We start from the raw sequence: 26,444 nt of genomic DNA, 5'->3' as shown, positions 1-26,444 counted from the left end.
GACGTAATATCTATTATATGGTAAACTAACTAAGATGCATTAAAAAAATAACAAGTCAGTATTTTATTATACTTGACTTGTTATTTTATTTCACAGACCTAAATCTTAAACCAAAACTCAACTCCAATATTTGTGTTCTCAACACCAAACTCCATATTATGAAGCTGTAAAATATTTTTTACTATTGCCAGCCCAATTCCTGTTCTTCTTTCACTTCTATCTCTTGAATTATCTACTCTATAGAAGGCATCCCATATTAGATTTATTTTATCCTTTGGAATATGTTCACCTTGATTTTCAATAGTAAATTTTTCATTATCCAATCTTATATTTATAGTTTTCTTTTCCTCTGTATGATATATTGCATTAGAAAGCAAATTATTTATTACTTGCTCAATGCGTGTATAATCAGCATCAACATCATATTTTTTATCGTTTATATAATTTACTTGAATACTTTTATCATTAAATAATTTTTCATTTTTCTTTATAATTCCTTCTACAAGATCATTTATGCAGAATGTTTCTCTTTTAAGTTCATAAGCCTTTGCTTCCAGCTTTGATAAATATAACATTTCTAACACCATTGTATCCATCTTATAGGTTTCATCTATTATTACATCCAGATAATAATCCCTTTTATCTTCAGCTATTTTTTCTTTAAGACCTTCTCCATATGTCCTAATGATTCCAAGAGGAGTTTTTAATTCATGAGCTATGGCACTTGTAAGTTCTCTTCTATTCTTTTCCAAAACCGCTTGCTTTTCATAGGTTTTATATAAGCCTTTCGATAAAATTAATGTCATAGCAAGTACCATAATAAAAGAAATTATATATAATGGCATAGCCTTCGGTAATACATCGTCCCATGGATAATAATCTGTCTTTAGGTGCAAATAATATTTATGATTATTTACGCTCCCAATTAGTGTATCAATATAGTCATACTCCACTTTACCAAAGATTTCACTTTTATTACTCTTAGTACTAGCACCCTTCTCATTGAATGAATTGATTAAACTTCTCATTTCCTCTTCATTATATTCTTTTAAATTATTATATCTTTGAAAGTTTTTTCTATATAAATCATTACTATTATCTGAATTATAAATATCTCTATTATGATGAATTTCCCAATTAAAATCAAAAGAAGTATTTATATTTATTTTTCTTAAGCCTTCCTCTTCCACTTCTTGAGTATTAAATTTATATGTTTTAATTTTATCTTCCCTTTTTGTATCTTCATCTCCACTTTCTGACTCATCAATTGTAATTTCTTCTGGTATAATTTCAGCTCCATTAATAAAGCCTCGTACGTTAATTGGATCATCTCTTAATTTGCTTTTCTTATTGTAGATTTTAAATAATTCATTTTTTTGATCTTCTGATAAATACTTATCTAGATCAATATATCTATTTATATTTAAATAATCTATATCTGACTTTTTCTTTTCATCAAAACTGGTAACTCTTAATAAATCTCTCGATTTAGCTATCAGCTTAAAATTTTCATCATATAAATAAGTTTTTGCAAACATTTCTTTACTAAAAGATGACGTAAGATAAGTAATATCGCCATTTAATTCTGTTATTGCACATATATCCTTGTTTAATGCATTTTGATTATCTACATCTTTTGTCCAATACTCTGTTCTACCTTCAGATAATCTTTCATTTTCAATACCACGTATCTCTTTATTTATTTCCTTTTCTAATACGTCTAGCATACTATCAAATTTACCTTTACTTTCGTTTACCTTAAAATTATAATATACTGCTGTAAATCCAATAGTAACAATAAAATATAATATAAAAAACATAGCTGCTGTCTTTAAAAATATGTTTTTAAATGCTGTTTTAGCCTTCATCATTTATCACCTCAAATTTATATCCAACTTTTACAATTGTGTGTAAATGATAAGCACTCTCTCCCAAAGCTTTTCTAAGCTTCTTAATATGAGTATCAAGCACCCTGTCATTTCCATCAAAATCATATCCCCAAAACTTAATTAATAACTGTTCCCTTTCTATAATCCTATTTTTATTCACAATAAAATAGCAGAGCAAGTCATATTCCATTTTGGGCAGCAAAACTTCCTCTTCATTTATATAAACCCTATGAGTTTTACAATCCACACTAATCTCATCAGCATAAAGCTTGTCCTCTACTATAATTCCTTTTGCTCTCTTAATAACAGAACTACATTTAGCATACAATACCTTTAGTGAAAATGGCTTTGTTATATAATCATCTGCTCCTAGCTTATATCCATAGAGATTATCATCTTCATCACTTCTTGCTGTAATAAAAATTATAGGTATGTCACTGCTATTCATAGAACTTTCTATTTTGTCTTTACGAATTTTTTCGCAAACAGAAAAGCCATCAAGCTTAGGCATCATAATATCTAATAAAACTAAATCAAAACTTTTACTTTCTAATATTTCCAAAGCCTCTATTCCATCGCTGGCACAAATCACCTCACATTCTTTTACTTCAAAATAATCTTTAATAATTTCCTGCATTCTTTTTTCATCTTCAACTAATAAAACTTTATAACTCAAATTATTTCCCCTCCTTGTAACCATAATAATAACCTCATATGTATTTTTTGTGTCCTCTACTTATATTTAAAATTTCTTTCGATATTATCCACATATATTTAAACATTATAGATAATTATAAAAGCTCAAGCAATTTTTTCCTAATTGCTTGAGCTTTTATATAGTTATTTTAACTTATTTATTAATTCTTTCATATCCTCTGGAAGTTCTGACTTAAGTTCAAGCATTTCTCCTGTCCTTGGAGATTTAAAATCTAGTGCATAAGCATGAAGCGCTTGCCTCTTTATTAAATCTTCTTCCTCTTCTCCAAAACCATATAAGGTATCTCCATAAATAGGATGCCCCATATTACTTAAATGCACTCTAATTTGATGTGTTCTTCCTGTTTCAAGCTTACATTCAACTAAGCTAGCATTTTTAAAACTTTCAATGACTTTATAATGAGTTATGCTTCTTTGACCTCTTTCGTCTATTACTCTTCTAATTCCATTTTTAACTCCATCTTCAATTTCTTCAGGCTTGTATATTGGTAAATCAATAGTTCCAGAATCTTTTTCTAAATTACCATGAACTATTGCTAAATACCTCTTTTCAACTTTATTATCACTCATTTCCTTTGATAACATTCCATGTGCAAATTGATTTTTAGCAATTATAATAAGTCCTGAAGTGTTCATATCTAATCTAGAAACTAATCTAACTATACAGTTTTGGTTGCTTTCCATAAAGTAATTTATTACTCCATTAGCAAGGGTTCCACTTTGATAACTTTTAGTTGGATGAACTACCATAAATGGTTTTTTATTAACTACTAATATATCTTCATCTTCATAAATTACATCTATATCCATCTTCTCTGGTGCTATATCTTGACTTTCATCCTTTGCTAAATTAATTTTTATAATTTCTCCAACATTTAATATACGATTCATTTTTACTGCTTCATTATTAACAAAAATTCTTTTATCTAACGACGCACTTCTTATTAATCTTGTTGATAATCCAAGCTCAGTTTTTAAATATTCTCTTATTTTAGTTCCTTCTTCTATCTTAATAACTTTATTTTCTAAAATACTCATTTAATTAATCTACTCCTCATGTAACTGAATGATATATGTGAAAAGTTCTTGTTTGCACTTCTCGCTTTTTTTATATGTGCACAATTTATTTCCCAAAGGTTTTAAAGTCCTTACCTAAAATTATTATCACATCGTAATCATTATATTCTGCCTTATTTTCTTTTTTATCACTATTTTTAATATTTAAGTCTTGCTTAATAGTATTTAATTTATCACTATCATTAGAAAGTAATATACTCTTATCGGTAAGTTCAATGTTTCCTGTATCAATTTTTGTATATCCAGCATTATTTAACTCTTCCATTGCTTTAGCTGCTAGTCCATTAGTCTTAGTTGCATTTAGTATTTTAATTCTAATCTCATCTTTTGATTTATTAGCAGAAACATTCTTAGTGGTAGAAGCTGAACTAAGTGATGATAATATATCTTTATTTGCATTTTTATCAAATATTAAAAATGATTCTCCATTTATAGTCTTTGGTGTTCCAGCTGCCGTTATCATTATCATATTTTCTTTTTTTATGTTCATGAATTTTAAACCATAACTCAAAATTTTAGTAGATGACATATTAGTTTCTATATTGTCGCCTAAGGCTGACATTATACTTGAAACTCTAAATAACATAAGAGGACTTGTACACTTATCAACAACTTTTGCTATAAACTTTTGCTGATTTTCTATTCTATCCAAATCTCCATTAGCAAATCCACTTCCATCATTATTTTTTCTCCACCTAAAAAATTCTTCAGCTTTTTTACCATCTAAAGTTACAGTTTCTCCTACTTTAAAATTAATATGAAGATTTTGACCTTCATCATCATAAATCATATTTCTTTCAATTTTCATTTCAATTCCACCCAGAGCATCAATAATTTCTCGGAATGCATTATAATCAATTTTAGCTATATAATTTATTTTTATATCCAGCATATTCTCAGCTTCACTTTTTATTTTAGAATATCCGCCAATTGCATAAGCTGCATTTATCTTTGCATTTCTACCATTGATATTTATAAGTGTATCTCTTGGAATTGATACAACAGTAAGCTTCTTATTTGTAGGATTATAATTTAGCACCATTATTGTATCTGTTCGTTTAATTGATGCATTATCAACTTGCTTTGGATCTCCGATATCCATACCAAGTAATAAAATATTTACAGGTTCATTTGAGGATACATCAATGCTGCTTATCATTGATTTACTTCCTACTTTCATTAAAGCAGAAATTCCTGATACTGTTGAAACTATAATAAACGTTATTACAAGAGCTATTGCCCCTAAAACTAATTTTTCAAATTTATTTGTAGAGTCATCACCTTTTCTGAAAATATTCAGCATTGCTTTTTTATTCTTTTTCTTATTAACGCGTCTCCCCATATGTCACCTCTTTTCCTTTGAAATCAGTTAATATATTTCACTAAAATTTTATTCTAATTAAACACATTTTTTAGAATTCTCCTTAGGCACATGAAAATAGCAAATGGACTTATTATTTTTTTGATTGTGCCTTAAATTTAGAATCAAATAAAAAATAATTCCTAGCCCTCATAGAGTTTTCATCAATTAATAAATTCTTAATTAGCAAAAATTCTATACTATGAGTCAATCCATAATATACTCCCTTATCTAAATCTTCCAATGTAAATTTTCTTATGTCTTCTATGCTATCAAAATTCCTGCTTGGTTCTATCATATCTGAAATATATATAATCTTCGTTAAAATAGACATATCTTCTTTTCCTGTAGTATGCCATCTTATTGCATCTAAGATTTCTTCATCCTCAATCCCAAGCTTTTCCTTAGCCTCTATAGGTGCAATGATACTATGCCATAAGTTGGGATTTTTTTCTTCTACTTGTGAAAGCATAATATTATTTTCTTCCATCATTTCTTTCATTCTAGCTTTAGATAAATTTTTAGCCACATCATGTGCAAGACCTGCAATTTCAGCTTTTTCTTCAGATATTCCATTTAATATAGCTAATCTTTTAGCTGTTTCTGCAACGCCTAAACTATGAGCATAACGTTCTTCAATTAAATTTTCTTTAATATATACCTTTATTTCTTCTATAGATAACAAAATTATTCCCTCCTATAATTAATAATGATACAATCCCTTTTTGTAAATCATATCAACAACTTTTGGTGGTACAAAAAAATCTATTCGTTTATTTTGATTTATTCTCTCCCTTATATCTGTTGAAGATATTTCAAGTTCTTTTAAATCTAAAATAATTATTTTCCCATTATATTTTTCTTCTATTATTTTCTTCTTTTCTATCATTTCGTTTTTACTAATTCCATCTCTTGCAAAAACCACAAGAGTAGCTAATGAAAATATTTTTTCAACTTCTCTCCATTTTTCTATACTAATTAAACAATCTGCACCTGTTATGAAAAACAATTCTTTTTCTTTATTTTGAGCATCACTTTCACCTTTAAAATATTGTAATGTTTCATAAGTAAAACTAAGTCCACCTTTTTCTATTTCATAACTCGAAACAGAAAATTCATTAAAAGGTTCAGTTGCAATTTTAACCATTTCATATCTTAATTTAGAGTCCGTAACTATATTATTAGCTTTAAAGGGTTGCTTTCCTGCTGGCATAAAAATCACTTCATCTAAATCTAATTGTTCTTTAGCTTCATAAGCTATATATAAATGTGCATTATGAATAGGATCAAATGTCCCTCCTATTATACCATACCGCTTCATAAGGTTCCCTCCTAAAGTAACATCGTTACTTAAATATTATATCACGAAGTACTCATAAATATTATTTTAAATATCTTAAGTTTTACAAAAAAGAAACTACTTCAAAATAATTTTAAAGTAGTTTCTTCTATTAATTAGTATCTATTTATTTAGTAGGTAATTCTATTTGTTGTTTATTTTTAGACTTCTTATATAGAACTATCTTATTTCCAATTGCTTGAACTCCTTCACATTTAACAGCCTTACATATCATGTCTGAAGTTTCTCTAGATTCTAATCCGCTGTTTTCCAAAACTTTTATTTTAATTAATTCCCTAGCTTCTAATGCTTGCTTAACTTGTATTAAAAAGTTTTCTTCAACACCATTTTTACCTATTTGGAATATTGGTGAAAGTTGATTTCCTAAACCTCTTAAATAAGCTCTTTCTTTTCCTGTTAACATTTTATTTTCCTCCTAAAATTTCTTTCAACATATAGTTGTATTAATTATCCCTGGGGGTTCTTTCAATTGATTACATTACATATTCAAATTCAAAGTTATTTAATCTTACCATATCTCCATCTTTGATTCCCATTTCTCTAAGTTCATCCATTATACCTTTATTTTTAAGAACTTTGTGGAAATATCTTAAAGAGTCTGCATCATTTACATTAATAGCATGTAATATTCTATCTACAAATGTACCATTAATAATATAAACGTTGCACTCCTCTTCATCATCCTTTTGAACATTCTTTTGAACTGTAATATCATAAGTAAATCTCTTTTCTTCTGGTATATACATTTCATCTGCTGAAATTTCTAATTCTTTAATTGGAATTTCCTTAAGTATTCTTGCTGCTTCTTTCATTACAGCATCAACGCCTTCATTTGTAGCTGCTGACATTATAAATACCTTATCAAAGCCCATTTCTTGAACTTTCTTCTTAAAATCTTCAAATATAGTGTCATCATAAAGCATATCACTCTTATTCGCTACTACAATTTGAGGTCTATCCCAAAGCTTAACAGAATATTTCTTCAATTCTTCGTTTATTTTTACAAAATCATCAAAAGGTTCTCTTCCTTCAACTCCTGAAATATCTACTATATGAATTAAAAGTCTAGTTCTTTCAATATGTTTTAAAAATTGTATTCCAAGACCAACACCTTCTGCTGCACCTTCAATAATTCCTGGAATATCTGCCATAACAAATGGTTCAATTCCTGGTACTGCAACAACACCTAAATTAGGCTTTATAGTAGTAAAATGATAATTTGCAATCTTTGGTTTTGCTTTTGTTGTCATAGAAAGTAATGTTGATTTTCCTACATTAGGGAATCCTAGTAATCCAACATCTGCAAGTAATTTTAATTCTAAAAGTATATTTAATTCATCTCCAGGCATTCCTGGTTCTGCATAATGAGGTGCTTGTTTAGTAGAAGTAGCAAACTTAGTGTTACCTTTACCACCTTTTCCACCTCTACATAATACTAATTCTTGACCTTTATGAGAAAGATCTGCAATTATTTTATTAGTCTCTTCTTCTCTTATGATTGTTCCCATAGGTACTTTTATAAAAAGATCTTGACCATCTCTTCCATAGCACTTCTGTCCACTACCTCTGCCGCCTTCTTCTGCAACAAATCTCTTTTTATATTTGAAATCTAATAATGTAGTTATACCAGTTTCAACTTGGAAAATGATGCTACCACCTCTTCCACCATCGCCGCCATCTGGCCCACCTAACGGTACATACTTTTCTCTTCTAAAAGTAATAGCACCATCACCACCATCACCAGACTTAACGAAGACCTTCGCTGTATCTATAAACATATAATCACCCTTTCCTTGTGTATTTTTTTATTATCTTGCTTAGTAATTAAACTTTTCCTAATCTTCAATATAAACTATTCTTCCCAATGCAATCTTACTTTATTATATCATATTCGATTTAATGTTTAATCTCAACTAGAAAAGCAATTTATTTCATAGGCATTTAAAAAAAGCACTCTTAAACTAAGAGTGCTTAATTTCTAAAGTAATTATTCAGCTATTGCTTCAACGTTTGTTGGGTAAACACTTGCTTTCTTCTTATCTCTACCAAGTCTTTCGAATCTAACGATTCCATCGATTTTAGCAAATAAAGTATCATCTTTACCTCTTCCAACATTTTCACCTGGATGGATTTTAGTTCCTCTTTGTCTATAAAGAATGTTTCCTGCAAGAACAAATTCTCCATCAGCAGATTTAGCTCCTAATCTTTGCGCTGCAGAGTCTCTACCATTTCTAGAACTACCAACACCCTTTTTATGAGCGAATAATTGAAGGTTCATAATTAACATGTGACTACACCTCCTCTTTTATTAAAGTTATATATTCTCTACGTTTCTTTTGCCCTACCAACTGATCAAATCCTAAAATTACACTTTCCAAGCTTTTTTCAAAAGTTTTTAACAACACTTGAGCTTGATTTAGTTCTTCTAAATTAAAATCTTGAAGATCTAATTTTAAGTATCCATCCTTGATTTCGTAAGTTGAATTTAGTTTTAAAACTTCATCCAATCCAATGATTACGCTTTGAGACAAAACTGCAACAGAATTGCATATTAAATCAAATGATTCTCCCACTAAAGCAGGATCATTTGAAAAATCTCTGTCATCACTTAATGCATGACCATTCATTACAAATCCAACAATATTTTCATTATGTTGTTTGATTTTTACTTTAACCATAATTTTATTAAGCTTCGATCTTTTCGATTATTAGCTTAGTGTAAGGTTGTCTGTGTCCATTTTTTCTTCTATAGTCCTTTTTAGACTTATATTTGAAAACTATAACCTTCTTTGCCTTACCTTGTGCTACAACCTTAGCTACAACTTTAGCTCCTTCAACAACTGGTGTACCAATTTTGATACCTGCGTTGTCAGTTTCTACAGCTAAAACCTCAGTTAATTCAACTGTTGAGTCAACCTCAGCGATAAGCTTTTCAACGAATATTACGTCTCCTGCTTGAACTCTGTATTGTTTTCCTCCTGTTGCTACTACTGCGTACATTAAAACACCTCCTCATAACGGTCTCGCCACTTTTGGTACAAAGATTTAACTTTGTTCTATTTAAAACCTTACGTGCGCGGTTTACAAATGTCAGTTTACCACAATCTTTTCCTCTTGTAAAGGAAAGTTTTAAAATTAATGATGAATAATGAATGATTGAGGATGAAACTCCCAAAGAGTTTCAAATATCCAACCTAATTATTCATCCTTCATTCTTAATCATTCATCATTTTAAAGTTTTTCTATAGCTGTAACCTTATAGTCTTTCAAGTTATCTTTCTGCCCTTGAAATATAAGTGGTTCAATTTTGTAGCCTTCTATTCCATCTACATAGTTTAAATATATTTCTTTATCTAACCCATCTATTTCTTTTATGAAATCAAAAATATCTTCTTTAATTTTATCTTTATAAACGCTATCAATTTCTATATGAAAACAATCTATTGTATTTTCTTCTTTTACTCTTATGATTTCATTTTTTATAAGTCCTTCTATATACGATAATTTTAAAATTATGCCTCTACCTTTGCATAAATTGCATTCTTCTTCCATGTATTCGTATATACTCTTTCCTTGTCTCTTCCTTGCAATTTGAACTAAATCCAATTCAGTAAAAGGGAATATTTTTACGTTTCCCTTATCTAATTTTAAGCTTTCTTTAAGTGCTGACATGACAATAGCTCTTTGACTTCTATCTCTCATATCAATAAAATCTATAACTATAATTCCACTTAAATTTCTAAGTCTTATTTGTTTTCCTATTTCTTTTGTAGCTTCTAAATTAGTTTCTAAAATGGTTTTATCAAAACTTCTTTCTTTTATGTTTTTACCACTATTAACATCAACAACATACATTGCTTCTGTTTTATCTATTACTATGTAACCACCACATGGCAAATTAACTTTATTATGCCTGAGTTTTAATAATTCCTTTTCTAACCCATGGAAATCAAAAAGATTTCTATAGCCTTCATATTTCTCTAATTTAAAATTTTCTTCACCTTTAATAAAGTGAGCTACCTTTTCAAAATCCATATCATTATCCACATGAACCTTTGTAACTTCTTCGTAACTAGAGTTCATTAAAATCTTAGTTAAACTTAAATCTTCACCATAAATTTTTTTTAATCCTAATGAATACTTCATTTTTTTGTCTATATTTTCAAACTCATCATAAAGTTTATCTATTTCCTTTTTAATAATTTCTAGACTTACATTAGCACCTTCTGTTCTTACTGTTATGCACACATCTTTCAAAGGTTGAATATTCTCTGAAATTTCTTTTTTCTTTTCTTTGTCATCTATTCTTTTAGAAAACTCTATTCCCTCTCCATAACAATTTAAGACAATATATTTCCCAGGAATTGAAACTTTAGGTGTCAATTTAGCACCTTTGTCACCAATAGGCTCTTTTATTACTTCTACTAATATTTCTTCACCCTTTTTTATTCCCTTTGCCTTAAGCTCATTACTATAGTACATATATCCTTCTTTATCTAATCCTAAATCGATAAATATAGAATTTATAGCTGGAAGAATATTTTTAATTCTCCCCTTATAAATTTCTCCTATTATAGGTTCATTATTCTTTTCTTCTACAATACTTTCTATCAATTCATTATTAGATTTAAGTGCTATTCTTAAAAGCTTTTCTCTTCTCTCAATAAAAATCTCTTTCATTTAACACACATCCTATTCAATTGGCAATATACAATTAACACTGTGGGTACCTATATGGTTCCCCATTTTTTACATTATACTCATACTTATTAATATATATTATAACTAGAAATAAGGGGGCTTGCTTTTGCGGAATGTTACATAAGAAGATTTTGATGGTTGTGCTTCTTGATTATAAGTTGTTCCAAAATGCTTGTTCAAAGCTTGCCTTTGAAGCAAGCTTTTTGGGCACAACTTATGATCTTAGAAGCACCCATCAAAATCTTCAGTAACTGGAGTAAATGCATGCCCCCTTATTTCGTCGGTCTATACGCACTTGTATAATGGTACAAGTGTTTCATTCTTATAAAAATACATTTCTTCTCTTTTTATATTAACAAAGGCATCCAAAAGTGCATTGGTAGTTTTTTCTTGTATATAGCTAACTAATAAATCTGCACTTAAATGTTCTCTACTTCCTGTACTAATCAATACATTAAGCACTAAAAATTCATCCTTAATCCAAAAGCTAAATTCCTTAATTAAAGTTTTTAAATCAACTTCTCTTTCACCTTTTTTGCTTTTCTTTATTGTATTCCAAGTTTCATTTTCCATAAGATTAGTCATTTCTCCTTCTAACGCCGAAACATCAGAATATTTAATCTTTATAGTGTACCTTGCTGCATCAATCAATGCCATAGCTTGAGGCACTTTTTTCTCGCCTACAGTATAAGGAATTGCAAGTGCACTTATGTATTTTATTCCGCTTGGCGCAGTTGCATTTAATTTATCCACAATTTCTTGTTCATCGGTCTCAGTTGTTAATATCATATCCATATATTCACCACTTGAATATACTCCAACAGATAAGGGTTGTGCTATTGATGTATTCATATGTGGATTAAATCCTTGTGAAAATTCTACTGGAAGTCCTGACCTTCTAATATTCTTTTGAATAGTTTTAAGTACATCTAAATGAGATATGAACTTAATGTTTTCTTCTTTAGTAAATTTAGTTAAGTATCGCACCTTCAAAACACTCCCCATCTTTAAAGTTTACATCAATGCCACATCCTGTACATCCTTTTTTACAGTTTTGAGTCAATTCTGCTTTCTTTGCTTTTTCACTTTCAATTTCTAAATATTTTCTATTCACTCCTATATCAATAAAATCCCATGGTAATACTTCATCATAAGCTCTTTCCCTATATGCATAAAAATCTACATCCAAGTTGCATTCTTCCATAGCTTCCATCCATAATCTATAGTTAAAGTATTGACCCCATCCATCAAATTTTGCACCCTTTTCATAAGCCTTAATTAAAACATCACATAATCTTCTGTCACCTCTTGCAAATACAGACTCCATTATAGATGTCTTTTGCTCATGGTAATTATAAACTATGCATTTTGATTTAATTGAATCCTTGACAGCATTAATCTTCTCATTTACGTCTTGAAGTCTTGCCATAGGAGTCCATTGGAATGGTGTAAATGGCTTAGGTATAAGTATTGATGTACTTACTGTAAGTCTTAAGCCCTTATAATCACCCTTTTTCTTAGGAACTGCTTTATATTCATCAACAATTTTTTCTGCAAGTTCTCCAATTCCAGTACAATCTTCAAGTTCTTCATAAGGAAGTCCAACCATAAAATAAAGCTTAAGAGTCTTCCATCCAGCTTCAAAAGCACTTCTAGCTGCATTTAAAATTTTATCTTCTGTAAGTCCCTTATTTATTACATCTCTCATTCTTTGAGATCCTGCTTCTGGTGCAAAAGTTAAGCCACTCTTTCTTACCTTTTGGATATCCTTAAGTAAATCAACTGAAAAAGAGTCAACTCTAATTGAAGGAAGCGCTATTCCAACTCTGTTTTCTTCATGTTCTTCTGTTAAATCTGTAATTAATCCCTTTATATCAGAATAATCACAGGTACTTAATGATGAAAGAGAAATTTCTTCATACCCTGTATTTTTAACTAATTCTCTAGCTAATTCTACAAGATCTTCTTTTTTCTTTTCTCTAACTGGTCTATAAAGCATTCCAGCTTGACAGAATCTACATCCATTTGTACATCCTCTAAATATCTCTAAAACTATTCTATCATGAACAATCTCTGAATAAGGAACTATAATATTGGTTGGAAAATCCACCTTTGTATAGTTATTTATAATTCTCTTCTTAATAGTACTCGGAACATCATCATACTTTGGTTTAAATTCTTTTATAGTATTATCTTCATTATAAATAACATCATATAATGAAGGCACGTATATACCTTGAATTTTAGATATTTCTCTTAAAAATTCTTTCTTTTTGCCCTTACCTTTATACTTTTTATAGACATCCAAAACATCATTCATCATTTCTTCGCCTTCACCAATTTCAAAGAAATCAACTATATCATATAGTGGTTCTGGATTATATGCACAAGGACCACCTGCCATAACTATAGGTTCATCTTCACTTCGTTCAGAAGCTCTTATAGTAATACCAGCCATATTTATCATGTTTAAAATATTGGTAAAACTCATTTCATATTGAAGGGTAAATCCTAAAATATCAAATTCCTTTAAAGAATCTTTAGTCTCCAACGTGAATAATGGAATATCATTTTTTCTAAGTTGTACTTCCATATCTGGCCATGGTGCAAATGTTCTTTCGCAATATGTATCTTCTCTTGCATTTAAAGTATGATAAAGAATTCTACTTCCTAAATGAGACATACCTACCTCATAAACATCAGGAAAACAAAATGCAAATCTTATTAAAGCTTCACTTGGGTTCTTAACAATTTCATTTAATTCCCCACCAGTATATCTACTTGGTTTCTCAACCTTATATAAGATATCATCTGAAATTTTATTCATTAATATATTTCCTCCTCAAAAGCACATTTCTATGTGCTAATCTTTGTTTAATTATTTTTTTAAAATTATATACGTTATTTTTTGAATGTTCATATGTTAATTATTTTATAATTAAATTACCGTCACGTAATTGCACACAGATTATCTTACACATAAATAAAAGAAGTATAAGGCACATGAAAATAAATAACAAGTCCAAAGTTGCCATGAATATTTTTCATCAGGCAAGGAGACAAATTCCCCTCATAGCAGGCCTATTAGGGCAATTCGCCGACACAGCATGATGGAAAATAGGCTGGCAAATGGACTTGTTATTTTTTTGATTGTGCCTAAACTTATATTTCTATACTTCCTGTTTGATATCCCTATTCTAACACAATTAATCTTTATTGTGAATAATCTTATAGCTACTATGATAGTAACTATAAAATACTATATTATTCTAAATTAAACTTTCGGTATTATTGCAGAATACTAATTACAAAGCAGATAATAAATCTTTATAGCTTTTATCATGAATATTGTTTTTATTTTGCTTATTTCTTATATCACTATTATTCATCTTACGCCTCTATTTTATCATCTTATTTTGTTGTTTAAAATAGACTTGTATAATATAATTATTGCCATATTAAGAACATACATTCTTGCAGTGGCAGGTATTCTAAATTATTACAATAAGATGCAATTGAAAATAGAAACAAGAAATAATTTTGTTTCTACCTAGTTTGTAGAAAGCAATTAGAAACAAATAAAAATATTATTCTTTCAAAATTAAATAGTGATATATTTACAAAATATACTATAATTTATATAGAATGTTATAATAAGAAATATCAACAACTTTTATGACGCCATATGTAACATATTCATTAAAATGGCCACAATGTAGATTTTATTTGTTATTTAATACTTAGTAGGAATTGCTAATAAGTTAATACAAGGAGGATGTTATGGAAATTAGTTCAGTACTTGCACAAGGAACAAATTATTCAGTTTCTAAAACACAAACTTTGAAAACAGAGTCATCTGATAAAGTAAGCGAGAGCAAAGAGTGTAGTGAAGCAGAAAAACTTAAGGCTTTTAAACAAGAGTTTTTGAAAAAGGTAGAAGCCCTGCCCTATAAAAAAGGGGCTAGTGTATCGGTTCAAATTACAGATGGAGCATTTAAACGTATGATGAAAGAACCGAAATTTAAAGAGGAAATGATGCAGACATTAAATGAGGATGCAAGGACATCTCATTACGAACCAGTAGGTACAGTTCTTACTAAGATTGATCAAAATGGATATAGCGGCTATTCCTATTGTAAGGAAAACGAAGGAGCATTTGCGGCACATTCCAGTAATAAGGATTCCTTTTATAGCAAAAAGGCAGAAAAAAAGTACAGTGAAGCTGAGAGTAATAAAAAAGAACTGGAGAGAATGTATCAGAAAAAGATTCAGGACAAAGAGTATTATGAAAATTTAACTGAGAAAAAACTACAATATCAGGAAGCGTATGTGTCAAAGCAATATGCGAAAAATATAAATTCTATTTACAGTGATATATAGAATGCATTCAACACTATTATAATAATATGTGCAAGCAAAAATAAATACTAGATTGAAATATCGCATTATTCAGAAATGGATTTGGGATATTTTTTTCTGCGCAATTCAAAAACAAGATATAAAAATAATATTTTTCAGGATATATCAGTATCTATACTGTATTGTTATTTTAAGAGATTGTGTTGAATTATTAAGCTGATAATGGAACTCCTATTTTGGATATTAAACCATATACTCCTAGTTTTGATAGAGTTGAAAATCCATTAGTGCCAGAATGGTGTTCAAATTGGCCTAAAAGTGTGGAGGAATCTGGAGACTTTAATTGGAGTACAGTCTTTAACTTCTAATTAATAAATTTATATGCTTTTAATTAAAAGAATGGGTTTTCAAATAACTCATTCTCCTTTTGTTAGTTATTAATGTATTTTATAAATAGTCAAAGCGCTAGATAATCTGTAGATTGGACGTAGTAATTAATAAGAATGAGGTTCTTCAATAATTGAAAAATATTACATAAGTTTCTTAATATGAGTCTTAAGGTAATTTTAATATATAACTAAGGTTAAATGAATATTAAACAATTATAATTAATTTATATTCATTTTAAAATTACAAAGATTAATATAGAAGGAGGACTTAGAAATGAATACTACAAGAAGCTTTAATAAAAATAAAATAGTACTATATTTAATTAGTACTTTTCTGTTTACTTGGATGTTTTGGATTATTTCATTTACTTCAACCAGTTCGAGTTTGAATTCGATTTTTCGTATAGTAGGTTCATTAATGCCAAGCCTTATGTCCATAATTCTTACTAACTACTTTTATGGAAGAAAAGGATTAAAAGACTTACTGAAAAAGCTAACTATTTGGAAAGTTAATCCACTTTTTTATGTTTTTATAATTTTTTATTCTGCAGCATCATTTTATATACCGTATTTTATCTGCGTTATAGCAGGGGCAGATTATAAAATTCAGATTATAAATCAGATATTTGGTTTTAACCTTGATAATCCTTTATCATTATTAGCATGCCTAATAGTTATCTTATTTTTTGGAGGGCCACTTGGTGAAGAACTTGGATGGAGAGGTTTTGTATTGCCAAAGCTTCAAAAAAAGTATACTCCGCTATTATCAGGTATAATAGCCGGGGTTATTTGGACTTGCTGGCATATACCAATGTTTTTATTCCATATTCAAGGATATGATAATTTTATTGTATATCTTCTACAAACTATTTCCTTAAGCATTATATATACATGGCTGTATAACCATGTAAAGGGAAGTTTATTAATTCCGATTTTATATCATTGCATTGATGATTTTATTCCCTCTATATGTTTTCCTGATTTTTTAAACTACTTTAATATGTATTCAATTATTTATTGGACAATACAATTAACAGTTTTATTATGTATTATATTTAATATGACTAGAAAATCATCAAGTAAATTACAGAATGTATCTAATTGTTCCAATCTAAAATTGTGATATGCTAACTCCATATGTAGATTTGATGAATTAACTTAAACATCTTTCTAATAAATAATAAAAGTATTACTGGAAAAATATGATATAATTGTATACAACAAATTACATAGGGGGTAAAGAATGAAAAGTTTGAAATTAATAAAAATAATAGCTCATTCATTAATTGTAGCTTCAGTATTAGCACTAAATCCAATAGGGGCAAGTGCAGAATGGAAAGCAAATCCTTCAGGTTGGTGGTATAAAGAAGGAAGTTCATGGGCTACAGGTTGGAAATTAATTGATTCTAAATGGTACTATTTTGATTTTAAAGGTTACATGGCTAAAGATACAACAATTGATGGATATTATCTAAGCGATAGTGGTGCGCGGGCAGAACTTACAACAAGTGGAAACTTTAAATTTGATAAATCAACTGGAACAATAATAGAATATACTGGTTCTGATAGTTCAGTAGTGATACCAAACAAAATTGATGGTACTGATGTAAAACGTATAAGATTTACATCAGCATCTAGTTGTAAGAATTTAACAAGCATAACTATACCAGATAGCACGACGGGTGTAGAATCTATAGTATGTATGAATTGTAGTAATCTAACAAGCATAGTCATTCCAAGTAGTGTAAAAAGTATAAATCCGTTTGCATTTGATGGATGCAGTAATTTAAAAAGTATAACAATGCCAGATAGTGTAACAAGTATAAATACAGCTGCATTTAGAGGGTGTAAGAGTTTGAAAAGCATAATTATTCCAAATGGTGTGAAGACTATTCAGACTAAGGCATTTGCGGGATGTAGTAGTTTAACAAGTTTAACAATTCCAAATAGTGTAACAAGTATGGGGAATGATATATTTCAGGATTGTATTAATTTAACAAGCATAACCATTCCAGATAGTGTTAAAAGTATAGGTTGTGGTGCATTTAATGATTGTAGTAGTTTAACAAGCATAATAATTCCAAATGGCATAACAATTATAAATGAGTTTGAATTTCAAGGTTGTACTAATTTAACAAGCATGACAATACCAAATGGTGTAACAAGTATACAAAGAGATGCATTTGCAGGCTGTACAAATTTAACAAGCATGACCATTCCAGATAGTGTAACAAGTATAGCAAGTTACATAAATAGTCCTAAGGGTATAGGAATTAATCCATTTCATGATTGTACAAATGCTACAATTTATGTAAAGAGTGAAAAAGTTAAACAACTTTTAATTAATTCTGGTGTAAGTGCAAGCAAAATCATAGTAAGTGCTTAATCATAAATAATAACTAAATAAATAGTTTTATAGAGTAGTGTAAAAGCTACTCTATTGTTCATTAATTTAACATTTCCTCATAATTATTTTTTATTATCTTAAATACAACCTCATTAAAGCCATCTTCATTCTCAAGTGTAGGAAAACTCTTTAATGTTTCATAAATGATAGATTTTATTTTTTCAAAATTAATTTTTGGTATATCATAACTATATTCCTCTAACACAGGTTTATAATTATTTTTTGTAAATGAAGTTGAATACCATGTTTTTTCCAAAGCATTATCATTAAGAACTCCTGATAAGGCTAAATTATTATCAAAATTAGGAGCTAAGCCTATAACCTCTCCATCCTTTCTTAATATACCAAAGTTAAATGTATGTCTATCTATGTTATAACATAATGCATCCATAAAAGTTATATCTAAAAAATCTTGCATATAACCTAACTCATCTATAATTTTAATAGAGTCATCTACTTCCCAATAATCTTTAACAAAACTAAACATAGGTTCAAAATCTACTTCTCCACTATTGGTAAAATCTTTGCACTTAACCAATTTACCATCATCCATAGATTCATATTTAACAGCTTTAAACCCAAGTTCTAAAGCTATGTTTGAAACTAATACCTCTGCAAAATTTTCTTTATATGAACCTTTTTTTATCATATACCAATGTCCATCAATCAACTTCCAACACTTTTCAAAACTACCTATGTTAGTAAGTTCAGGGCTTATATCTAAATTTGTAAAATTGCTTTCTATTGTATTACCATATAAAGCTATAGTGTTTAAGCCATCAGACAATCTACTTCTTACTTCATTATAAGTTATGCTTTCATTAGCCCATTTAAGCCAATAATTATCTGTAATACTAACTGCCCTAGCTTTAATAACAATTTCTTTAGGTACTTCTGTTCTAACGCTCAATCTGCGCCTTATTTGTCTAGAATTTGTTCTGTGAGTATCTATAACTCTAGTTTGTAGCCATGATTCAAAAGAACCTATATTTTTATTTATCATTATTATTGGCAATAAATTATCCTCTAGAGATTTTATAAAATTAGTATCTTTTATCTCAGCTATTGCTTTATCTTTATACATTAAATATCCGCTAAAATCGTAATTCTCATCTTTAGAATATTTATTAACAATATTAAGTAAATCTACTTGTTTCATTTATTCACCCCTCCCTTTCCAGTTTCCTCTTTATTCCAATAGTTTACCATATTATTTATCCGATTGCACGCGCCTGGATATTATGCCCCTTGAGGGTACATTGTGACCCTTGTGGTTATAAATCTTCCAATGTATTTAAATCTTTTTTTGAAGGGTCCTTGCTATATCTCCAGTCTAGTGCCCATAATATAATCGACAATCCTACGTTAATTCCAAATACAAAACCCCATACCCCATAGATACGCAACTTATTGAAAAAGTCTCCTGCAAAAGAATTAAATAATATATCGATTTCTTTTGGATTAAGTAACTCAATTTGTTTATTGGTAATATTCTTTAAGTTGATTTCTTTAAGTATTGGAACAATATAATCACTAATTGAATATAATCCTGCTTCTATTGTTTTATCTGTTAGATAATCCTTTGTATCAGCTGTAATAAAATCTAACTTATTATCAATCGCATTTTGAATTATGTTTTTAATTAAACTAATATTATTCTCATTAAATACTTCATTACCAAAAACTGATTTAATAATTTTTTCTATATCTTTGTTTAATATATCTGCATCCACAATTTGTTCAATTGATAATTCTGACAATGTATTATCATAAGCTTTTTCTAAGAATATACCTAAATACTTTTCAGTTTCTTTACTTGAACTAATTAAATTTAAAATACTTTTCACACTGCCCTTAATATCACTTGACGTAATTCCTTCAAAGATTAGTGAATTGTATGAATTAAATAACGGCTTTGCTATTTTCTCATTTAAAAGTTCTCCCATTATTTGCGATAACTCACTACTATTATTATTTATATTATTATAAATATCTTCTTTTACAATAGTAACTTCATTGTAGAACTTTTTATACACTAAATCTAAACTATTCAAATTACATAATTCAAGATATTCAATAATTGGAGCTTTTATTAAAGAATCCATAATTAAATTACCAGAATTACGAATATGTTGTTTTGCAGAATTATTCTTATTAAATTGCTCAAATACATTATCAAGTAATATTGTAATATTAAATTCATCAGCTTTAATTTTTAATATACTAGTTTTCATAGGATAAACACTATCATTTAATGTAACTTTAGCAATGCTAATGATTTTGTCAGTTTCATCCTTAATCATTATTGGCAACTTTTCATTTAATATAATTGATACAACTTTATTTGCTATATCATCTCCACCAAAGGCTCCATAAGCCATCTTTTCAAAAAAGTTAAGTTCATTTTTAATAGTTTCTTGTACATTTAAAGCTATGTCATCTTGCTTATTTTGTACATAATTAATTGATTTTTTTGTAATATAGCTAGTTAATAGATATAAATTATTATCAACAATGCTTTTTACTTTTCCATTAAACATTGAGCCAATAGTATTATTTTCATCTAATCCACTACGTAAAAATTGTTTTGCAAAATCATTTACGTGTATTTTCAAATCATTAAAAACATATGTTTCAAACCTTGTTTCCATATTATTTTTTATGTTGAATAATAATTCTTCACTAAATATTTCTTTGCATGATTTTTGAATTTCCAAATCATAAGTACTACTATAATTATCAATAATTTTATTTACAAAGTCTATATTTTTAGTGCTTTGAACTTTTTCTGAAATTAATGTATTCATTTCAGTTTCAACATAATTCTGAATTCCAACAGATACTCCCTTTGGCAAAATATCCTTAACTCTATTATTTTCAGAAAGTTTTCTTTCTGCAAACTGAACTAAAGTATCTTCAATGTCTTTAATTTTATCTACTAGATTAGGCACTATATTTAAAACATGATCTTTTTTAATAAATTCATTAAATTTACTATTTGTTATTGCTTTTGAAATTCTTTTTGCTAAATACGAATTATGCTTGCAATACTTTAAAATTTTCTCATAAATATACTTTGATAAATCTTGTTTTTTATCTCTAAGAAGATTTATTAAAATTTGATAATTATTATTTGTAACTAACATCATTAATACTGATTTCATATTATTATGTTTTACTTTAAAAACTTTATTAATTTCTTCTTTATTTAATAATTCATCATCTATTAACTTAGCCATTCCAATTGCAAATTCATTTTTATGTGCAGGGATATACCCTAATGCAAATTTCTTAAGAAATGGTATTTTAGAAACAATTTTATTTTCCTTATATGGATGGAATATCATCCATAAGGCTATTACATTTGTAATATATCCAATGAAGGCCATAACTGCGCATGAAATGGCCATATCTGATAGACTGCTAGCGAATCCAAAGTTTCCCAAGATAGTTGGATGTATTAATTCATATAACACTCCTACTATAACCCCGAGAAAAGCACCAAAAACAGATAACGGCTTAAGTTGCCCACCCATGAAATCTTGAACTATATTACAAATCTCATCTTCATCATATTTTTTTAAATTATTACTTGCAAATTTTTTAATATTTCCATTCAATAAATCAGGTAATTTATCCATTAGCATTGGATATCCTTTATTTATAAGAAGATTAGATAATGTCTTACTATCAAAATATGTATTAATAAGTTGTGTAATCTCATACTTTTTATATTTATCCACAGTTTCTTTATAAACTACCATAGACTTATCCACAATCAATTCACAAATATCCGCCTTATAATTTTTAAGTATACCTTCTAAATTTAAATTCTTAATATTTAAAGATAAAAAATCTGCTATTTGGGTTTTATATATAGGTGCATTCTTAACAAATGATTTATTAGTTAATTTTGCAAAATTATTAGAAAAATTAGAAACTTGATCTTGCGTAAACAAATCAGATAATTTTTCATTAAAAACTTCATTATTTTTTGAATTTATAAAATCTCTAGTTATGTCATTAATCTTTTCACTTAGCTTAGCTTTGTTTTTAAAGATATTTTCATATAACATTGGTTTAATCTTTTCATGAAACAATTTTACTAAATCAAATTTAAAGACATTATGTATCTTTTTTAAGAACTGAGATTTTATTATAGTACCCAAAAGTTTTTCCCCATGTACTCCAAATTCTTTAATAATAAGTTCTGCTAATTTTTCAGAATTAAATAAATTTTGATTTTCAAGTAATGCTACTATATCTTTTATTTTCTTTGATTTTAAATAATCAATAATAGAATTAGCCAATTTATTATATGACTCACCATCAAAACTATCATTAAGATAATTAATTATCTTATTAACAATATTATTTTTAGATGAAATATCTCCCATAAGCGCACTTCTAACTTTTGAAATTATAAGTTTTTTAATATTACCATCCACATCTTTAATTGCTTCATCAATAGCTGCTTCAATCATTTCATCAAGGGATTCTTTATTTCCTGAAATCCATTCTGAAATATATGGCATAACCTTTGGAATTACTGTTTCTATGAAATTAGTAAGTGATTTTTCCATTTCAGGTGGAAGAATTTCATAAACTGTAAAATCAATATCTTTTCCAATCAAGAAAATCTCATCCATAAGATTTTTTATTAATTCCTTACCTTTTTCCGAATTAATAAACTCATTAACTTTACCAAATAATTTTAAAGTAAATTCTTCTTCCTCAGAATTGGTAACAAACTGATTAATTTCATAGTCTCCAATTAAGCCTTGTAATTTAATAAGCGTTACATCTATATTTATTGCAGAAAAAATCTTATCAAAAAATAATTTACAGCCTTCTTCATCTTCTAAAATATCTTCTTTAATTATTTCTATAACACGCTTTGTAATATTTTGAGTAAAATTTCTTTGCACTTCTTTTGAAAAAATATCTGAAAGAGTTATATTAGAATTTTCCTTGTAAAAACTAGAAATAAATTCATTTAATGTATCACTATTTTCAAGCTCTTGAACTAGCAAATCATAACTCGAATCTACTATTTTTGAAATTTGATTTTCAGTTAGTACATCATCTAATTTAACATTAACAAAAATATTATCTAATAATTTAGGTAAATTTGTATTCAAATTTTTTCTTGCAAATTCTTCACTCTTAAGAATACTATTAGAAAAGTCTGTAACTTCGCATAATTTAGTATTGCCTAAGCTTTCATTTAATCCTGTTTGAAAAAAGGTTCCAGCAATTTGTTCAATATAATTATTTAAATCCTTCTTAGAAATTTCAGCCTTCAAAGTTTCAGCATTTATTATATCTCTTTCAACTAGTTCACTAATTTCTTCTATAAATTTTTCTTTCTTCTTTTTAATTACTCCACCTAATTTTAAAGGAGTATATTCCTTAAAAAGCATATTTACTGCATATTTATTAGTAATGTATCCGGCTACTCCGCCAGAGATACCTTGAAAAACCAATAAAAAAAGTGATTTCCACATAAATCTTTATCTCCTCATATATAATTCTTTTTCTAGGTAGTATATATTTATTCTCGTTTAAATGCAAGCGATTTTGTATGATGTTTAAAATATTTATAAATTATTTTATCTTCTTTATCCTTATTTATTTAATAATTTAAAGTAAAAAATAATAGAAGAGCTAGCTATCTAATTAAAGAACTACTATCCCTTCTATTTTGCTTATTTCTAAAATATAGATACCCAGCTTCTAAGTTATACTTATACCTGGTATTATATTAAACATTTACTATAATTTAGGAGTATATACAAACAGAGAAATTGGATACATGTTTGTAACCACAAGGGTCATAATATGAAAGCGGCATTAGAAAATAAGCTGTTGAAGCCACTTAATGGTTGGTTGTTCCATTTTTGCTTGTCCTGAGCTTGCCTCAGGAGCAAACAGAAATGGATGCAACCTACCATTTAGTAGCTTCCAGCGAAATTTTCTTAGTCCGCTGGATCAAACATGTATTCAATTTCGGCCAGTTATACGCATAACTACGATTTTTAACGTTTATTATCCTTAACTAGATTATAAACAATTAAAGCAGCTTCGGCATTGTTTAGATTATGAGTCCCATTGAAGTTCCCATTTCTGTCGCCCCGAATTATATTGAGAGCATAACACATTGCTGCATATCCTTTATATTGTTCTTGTACATTGTCTTTAAAAGGATTACTAAATATTTCAGGATGCGTTGCTATTTTATCATGACCTAAATATCTTATAATAAATTTTGCTGCATCTTGATTTGAAACAAATGAGCTTGAAGACTTTTCTTCCTTTTTAATTATTCCTTCTTTAAAAAGCATGTCGTAAAACTCATCGTCAGTATAATTATTTTTCATAGGTGAATATATATATTTCAGAAAATTAATTTGAGTAATATTCATATTAGGATTAAATTTATCTCCATCAATATAATATCCATTTTCCAAAAGTTCTTTTACTGTTTTTTCACACCAATGACCACTTATATCTGTATATTCTGGTAATTTATTCTCCTTATATACTTGTCCCATAAAGTCTAATCTTATGCCACTTATTGGATCAATAATGTAGTTTCTATCTAAATTTTTAAAATTATAAACTAATCCAACGTGATCTTTATCTAACATAACATATTGCAAGCCAAAGCTTTTTAATTGTTTAATTTTATTAAAAGCTGCTTCCTTAGTCATCGCTTGACTAATATCAGGGAAAGTCGCATTATCATACCAATTATTATCATATCCAATAACTTTACCATTAGTTTTATCAACTTCTATACGTAAAGAATTGTTAACAAATTCTATACCATTCACTTGACGTACAAAATTAAAATAAGAACTGCTTTCCTCTTCTTGTCCACTAATTTTTAAAACAGGTTCATTTTGTTCCTCATATTTTGTTTGCACAAACTTATTAGGTGTAACTTTTTTCAAAAAGTTCTCTGCAACATCTTTAGCCTCAAGCTTTGATATATTTTTATTTCCTTTAACCTTATTATCATAAAAATGTACAGATATCAATTCACCAGATTGCGCATTTACTTTACCATAACCACCTTCAAATCCAATTTGCCATACATATTTTTCACTAGACTCATTTTTATTTAAAGATGCATCGATAACCTTCATTTCAGCAGTAAGTATATCTGTTGATTCCTTAATAATACTTTCAGCCTTTTCTTTAGATATAAGTCCTGCAACATTATTAACAGCTTCTTGTTCTTCTTTACTTAATTCTGTCTTACTGCTAGCTGTTATAGATTCATCACCCTTGCTATTTGCCAAGTTCTTATTATAAATCTTATCTTCATTTAAAATAGTAATTACTTGTCCTGTTTTTCCATCAATAGCTTTATATTTATTATCATCTACTGAATATCCTGCAAATATCTTCATTTTCTTTTCCTTATAATCATAATAAGAATAATATTTTAAATTAACACCTAATTTATCTATATATGCTTTTTCTGATGCAGGTGCTTCTATTACATTATCTAAAGTTGGATATTCAAGTCTTTTAATCCCTGGATTTTCTCCATTGAAAGAAGTTATTTCACCACTGTATTTGTTTACACCTATATTAACAATAATAAAATTAACAGGAATTTCATTTACAAACTTTTGATAAGTAAAATTATACTCTTCATTTGAAGAAATATTAGAATTTCCATCAACTCTTTTCATTACCCCTTCAGATGTGGGAATTACTTTTTTCAAAAATTCTTCTGCTGAGATTTGTGCTGTATCTTTTGTAACTTGTGCTAATCCACTGTGATTTTCATCACCAGTATGTTTATTATAATCATATAAAAAACCATTTTCACCAATAGATGCGGATATAAATCCATTTTTACCTTCTTTTTCTGACCAGTTAAAGCTCCAAACCATAATTTTACCTTCACTTGTTTCACGTTCACTTGAGTAATGCGTAAAATCAGTATAACTATCTGGAACTGTTATCACTTTCTTTGTTGCTACAATTGCTTGTTCAAGCCCCTTACTATCTTCTTCTACTCCAAATGTAGGAATACACATAGTAGATACTAATAAACAAATACTTAGTATCCCACTAAAAATCCTTTTCTTTTTCATCAATTTACACCTTCCTTTCACTTCCATTTTATCTTATTTGCGTAATTTTAAATAGTGCAAATATTTAACCT

General features: G+C 28.1%; 20 protein-coding genes and 1 pseudogene. 4 read left to right on the top strand and 17 right to left on the bottom strand.

The window, feature by feature from the left end; translation table 11 throughout:
* Positions 1 to 98: 98 nt before the first annotated feature.
* The 14 genes from psyc5s11_RS04195 to psyc5s11_RS04130 all read right to left on the bottom strand — a co-directional run bounded on the left by psyc5s11_RS04195 (position 99) and on the right by psyc5s11_RS04130 (position 13,931).
* Positions 99 to 1,871, bottom strand: coding sequence for a sensor histidine kinase (locus psyc5s11_RS04195; protein WP_224036381.1), 1,773 nt, complete (start codon positions 1,869 to 1,871; stop codon positions 99 to 101).
* A complete protein-coding gene (locus tag psyc5s11_RS04190; RefSeq protein ID WP_224036380.1) occupies positions 1,858 to 2,565 on the bottom strand; it encodes a response regulator transcription factor in 708 nt (235 codons plus the stop codon). Before psyc5s11_RS04190 ends, psyc5s11_RS04195 begins: the two co-directional genes overlap by 14 nt.
* Before the next feature lie 164 nt (positions 2,566 to 2,729).
* Entirely contained in the window at positions 2,730 to 3,644 is a 915-nt protein-coding gene (locus psyc5s11_RS04185) for an RluA family pseudouridine synthase (RefSeq protein WP_224036379.1), read from the bottom strand.
* 85 nt (positions 3,645 to 3,729) lie between these two features.
* Complete coding sequence (locus tag psyc5s11_RS04180) at positions 3,730 to 5,025, bottom strand: LCP family protein (protein ID WP_224036378.1); 1,296 nt, start codon at positions 5,023 to 5,025, stop codon at positions 3,730 to 3,732.
* Between the two features lie 112 nt (positions 5,026 to 5,137).
* Complete coding sequence (gene yqeK, locus psyc5s11_RS04175; protein WP_224036377.1) at positions 5,138 to 5,728, bottom strand: bis(5'-nucleosyl)-tetraphosphatase (symmetrical) YqeK; 591 nt, start codon at positions 5,726 to 5,728, stop codon at positions 5,138 to 5,140.
* A gap of 18 nt (positions 5,729 to 5,746) precedes the next feature.
* Positions 5,747 to 6,364 carry a nicotinate-nucleotide adenylyltransferase gene (nadD, locus tag psyc5s11_RS04170; RefSeq protein ID WP_224036376.1) on the bottom strand — a complete coding sequence of 206 codons (618 nt, stop codon included), beginning with the start codon at positions 6,362 to 6,364 and terminating at the stop codon, positions 5,747 to 5,749.
* A 145-nt stretch (positions 6,365 to 6,509) separates the two neighbouring features.
* On the bottom strand, positions 6,510 to 6,806 hold the full coding sequence (gene yhbY, locus psyc5s11_RS04165) for a ribosome assembly RNA-binding protein YhbY (RefSeq protein WP_224036375.1): 297 nt from the start codon (positions 6,804 to 6,806) through the stop codon (positions 6,510 to 6,512).
* A gap of 70 nt (positions 6,807 to 6,876) precedes the next feature.
* Positions 6,877 to 8,181 carry a GTPase ObgE gene (gene obgE, locus psyc5s11_RS04160; RefSeq protein WP_224036374.1) on the bottom strand — a complete coding sequence of 435 codons (1,305 nt, stop codon included), beginning with the start codon at positions 8,179 to 8,181 and terminating at the stop codon, positions 6,877 to 6,879.
* A gap of 209 nt (positions 8,182 to 8,390) precedes the next feature.
* Entirely contained in the window at positions 8,391 to 8,690 is a 300-nt protein-coding gene (gene rpmA, locus psyc5s11_RS04155) for a 50S ribosomal protein L27 (RefSeq protein ID WP_224036373.1), read from the bottom strand.
* Positions 8,691 to 8,694: 4 nt separating this feature from the next.
* Complete coding sequence (locus tag psyc5s11_RS04150; protein WP_224036372.1) at positions 8,695 to 9,081, bottom strand: ribosomal-processing cysteine protease Prp; 387 nt, start codon at positions 9,079 to 9,081, stop codon at positions 8,695 to 8,697.
* A gap of 7 nt (positions 9,082 to 9,088) precedes the next feature.
* Complete coding sequence (gene rplU / locus psyc5s11_RS04145) at positions 9,089 to 9,403, bottom strand: 50S ribosomal protein L21 (RefSeq protein WP_224036371.1); 315 nt, start codon at positions 9,401 to 9,403, stop codon at positions 9,089 to 9,091.
* A gap of 231 nt (positions 9,404 to 9,634) precedes the next feature.
* Positions 9,635 to 11,083: an Rne/Rng family ribonuclease gene (locus psyc5s11_RS04140; protein WP_224036370.1), complete on the bottom strand. Its 1,449-nt coding sequence runs from the start codon at positions 11,081 to 11,083 to the stop codon at positions 9,635 to 9,637.
* Between the two features lie 306 nt (positions 11,084 to 11,389).
* Positions 11,390 to 12,091: a TIGR03936 family radical SAM-associated protein gene (locus tag psyc5s11_RS04135; protein WP_224038118.1), complete on the bottom strand. Its 702-nt coding sequence runs from the start codon at positions 12,089 to 12,091 to the stop codon at positions 11,390 to 11,392.
* Complete coding sequence (locus tag psyc5s11_RS04130) at positions 12,075 to 13,931, bottom strand: TIGR03960 family B12-binding radical SAM protein (RefSeq protein WP_224036369.1); 1,857 nt, start codon at positions 13,929 to 13,931, stop codon at positions 12,075 to 12,077. Before psyc5s11_RS04130 ends, psyc5s11_RS04135 begins: the two co-directional genes overlap by 17 nt.
* A gap of 953 nt (positions 13,932 to 14,884) precedes the next feature.
* Here psyc5s11_RS04130 and psyc5s11_RS04125 point away from each other — a divergent pair.
* From psyc5s11_RS04125 to psyc5s11_RS04110, 4 genes and pseudogenes are all read left to right on the top strand, one after another.
* On the top strand, positions 14,885 to 15,484 hold the full coding sequence (locus psyc5s11_RS04125; protein ID WP_224036368.1) for a hypothetical protein: 600 nt from the start codon (positions 14,885 to 14,887) through the stop codon (positions 15,482 to 15,484).
* 194 nt (positions 15,485 to 15,678) lie between these two features.
* A pseudogene (locus psyc5s11_RS04120) lies at positions 15,679 to 15,831 on the top strand (tRNA (N6-threonylcarbamoyladenosine(37)-N6)-methyltransferase TrmO); the annotation flags it as partial.
* 295 nt (positions 15,832 to 16,126) lie between these two features.
* On the top strand, positions 16,127 to 16,975 hold the full coding sequence (locus psyc5s11_RS04115; RefSeq protein ID WP_224036367.1) for a CPBP family intramembrane glutamic endopeptidase: 849 nt from the start codon (positions 16,127 to 16,129) through the stop codon (positions 16,973 to 16,975).
* A 120-nt stretch (positions 16,976 to 17,095) separates the two neighbouring features.
* On the top strand, positions 17,096 to 18,238 hold the full coding sequence (locus tag psyc5s11_RS04110; RefSeq protein ID WP_224036366.1) for a leucine-rich repeat protein: 1,143 nt from the start codon (positions 17,096 to 17,098) through the stop codon (positions 18,236 to 18,238).
* A 61-nt stretch (positions 18,239 to 18,299) separates the two neighbouring features.
* On the opposite strand, the gene psyc5s11_RS04105 is transcribed toward psyc5s11_RS04110, so the two are convergent.
* From psyc5s11_RS04105 to psyc5s11_RS04095, 3 genes are all read right to left on the bottom strand, one after another.
* Positions 18,300 to 19,418 carry a HipA domain-containing protein gene (locus psyc5s11_RS04105; RefSeq protein ID WP_224036365.1) on the bottom strand — a complete coding sequence of 373 codons (1,119 nt, stop codon included), beginning with the start codon at positions 19,416 to 19,418 and terminating at the stop codon, positions 18,300 to 18,302.
* Between the two features lie 115 nt (positions 19,419 to 19,533).
* The gene (locus psyc5s11_RS04100) at positions 19,534 to 23,766 is read right to left on the bottom strand and encodes a DUF445 family protein (protein ID WP_224036364.1); all 4,233 of its coding nucleotides are present in this window, start codon (positions 23,764 to 23,766) and stop codon (positions 19,534 to 19,536) included.
* A gap of 531 nt (positions 23,767 to 24,297) precedes the next feature.
* Complete coding sequence (locus tag psyc5s11_RS04095; protein ID WP_224036363.1) at positions 24,298 to 26,373, bottom strand: YcdB/YcdC domain-containing protein; 2,076 nt, start codon at positions 26,371 to 26,373, stop codon at positions 24,298 to 24,300.
* Positions 26,374 to 26,444: the final 71 nt, after the last annotated feature.

The sequence above is a fragment of the Clostridium gelidum genome (assembly GCF_019977655.1).
GTDB classification, from domain to species: Bacteria; Bacillota; Clostridia; order Clostridiales; family Clostridiaceae; genus Clostridium; species Clostridium gelidum.
The sequence above is the reverse complement of the archived record's forward strand: the minus strand, read 5'-3'. Positions and strand labels throughout refer to the sequence as shown.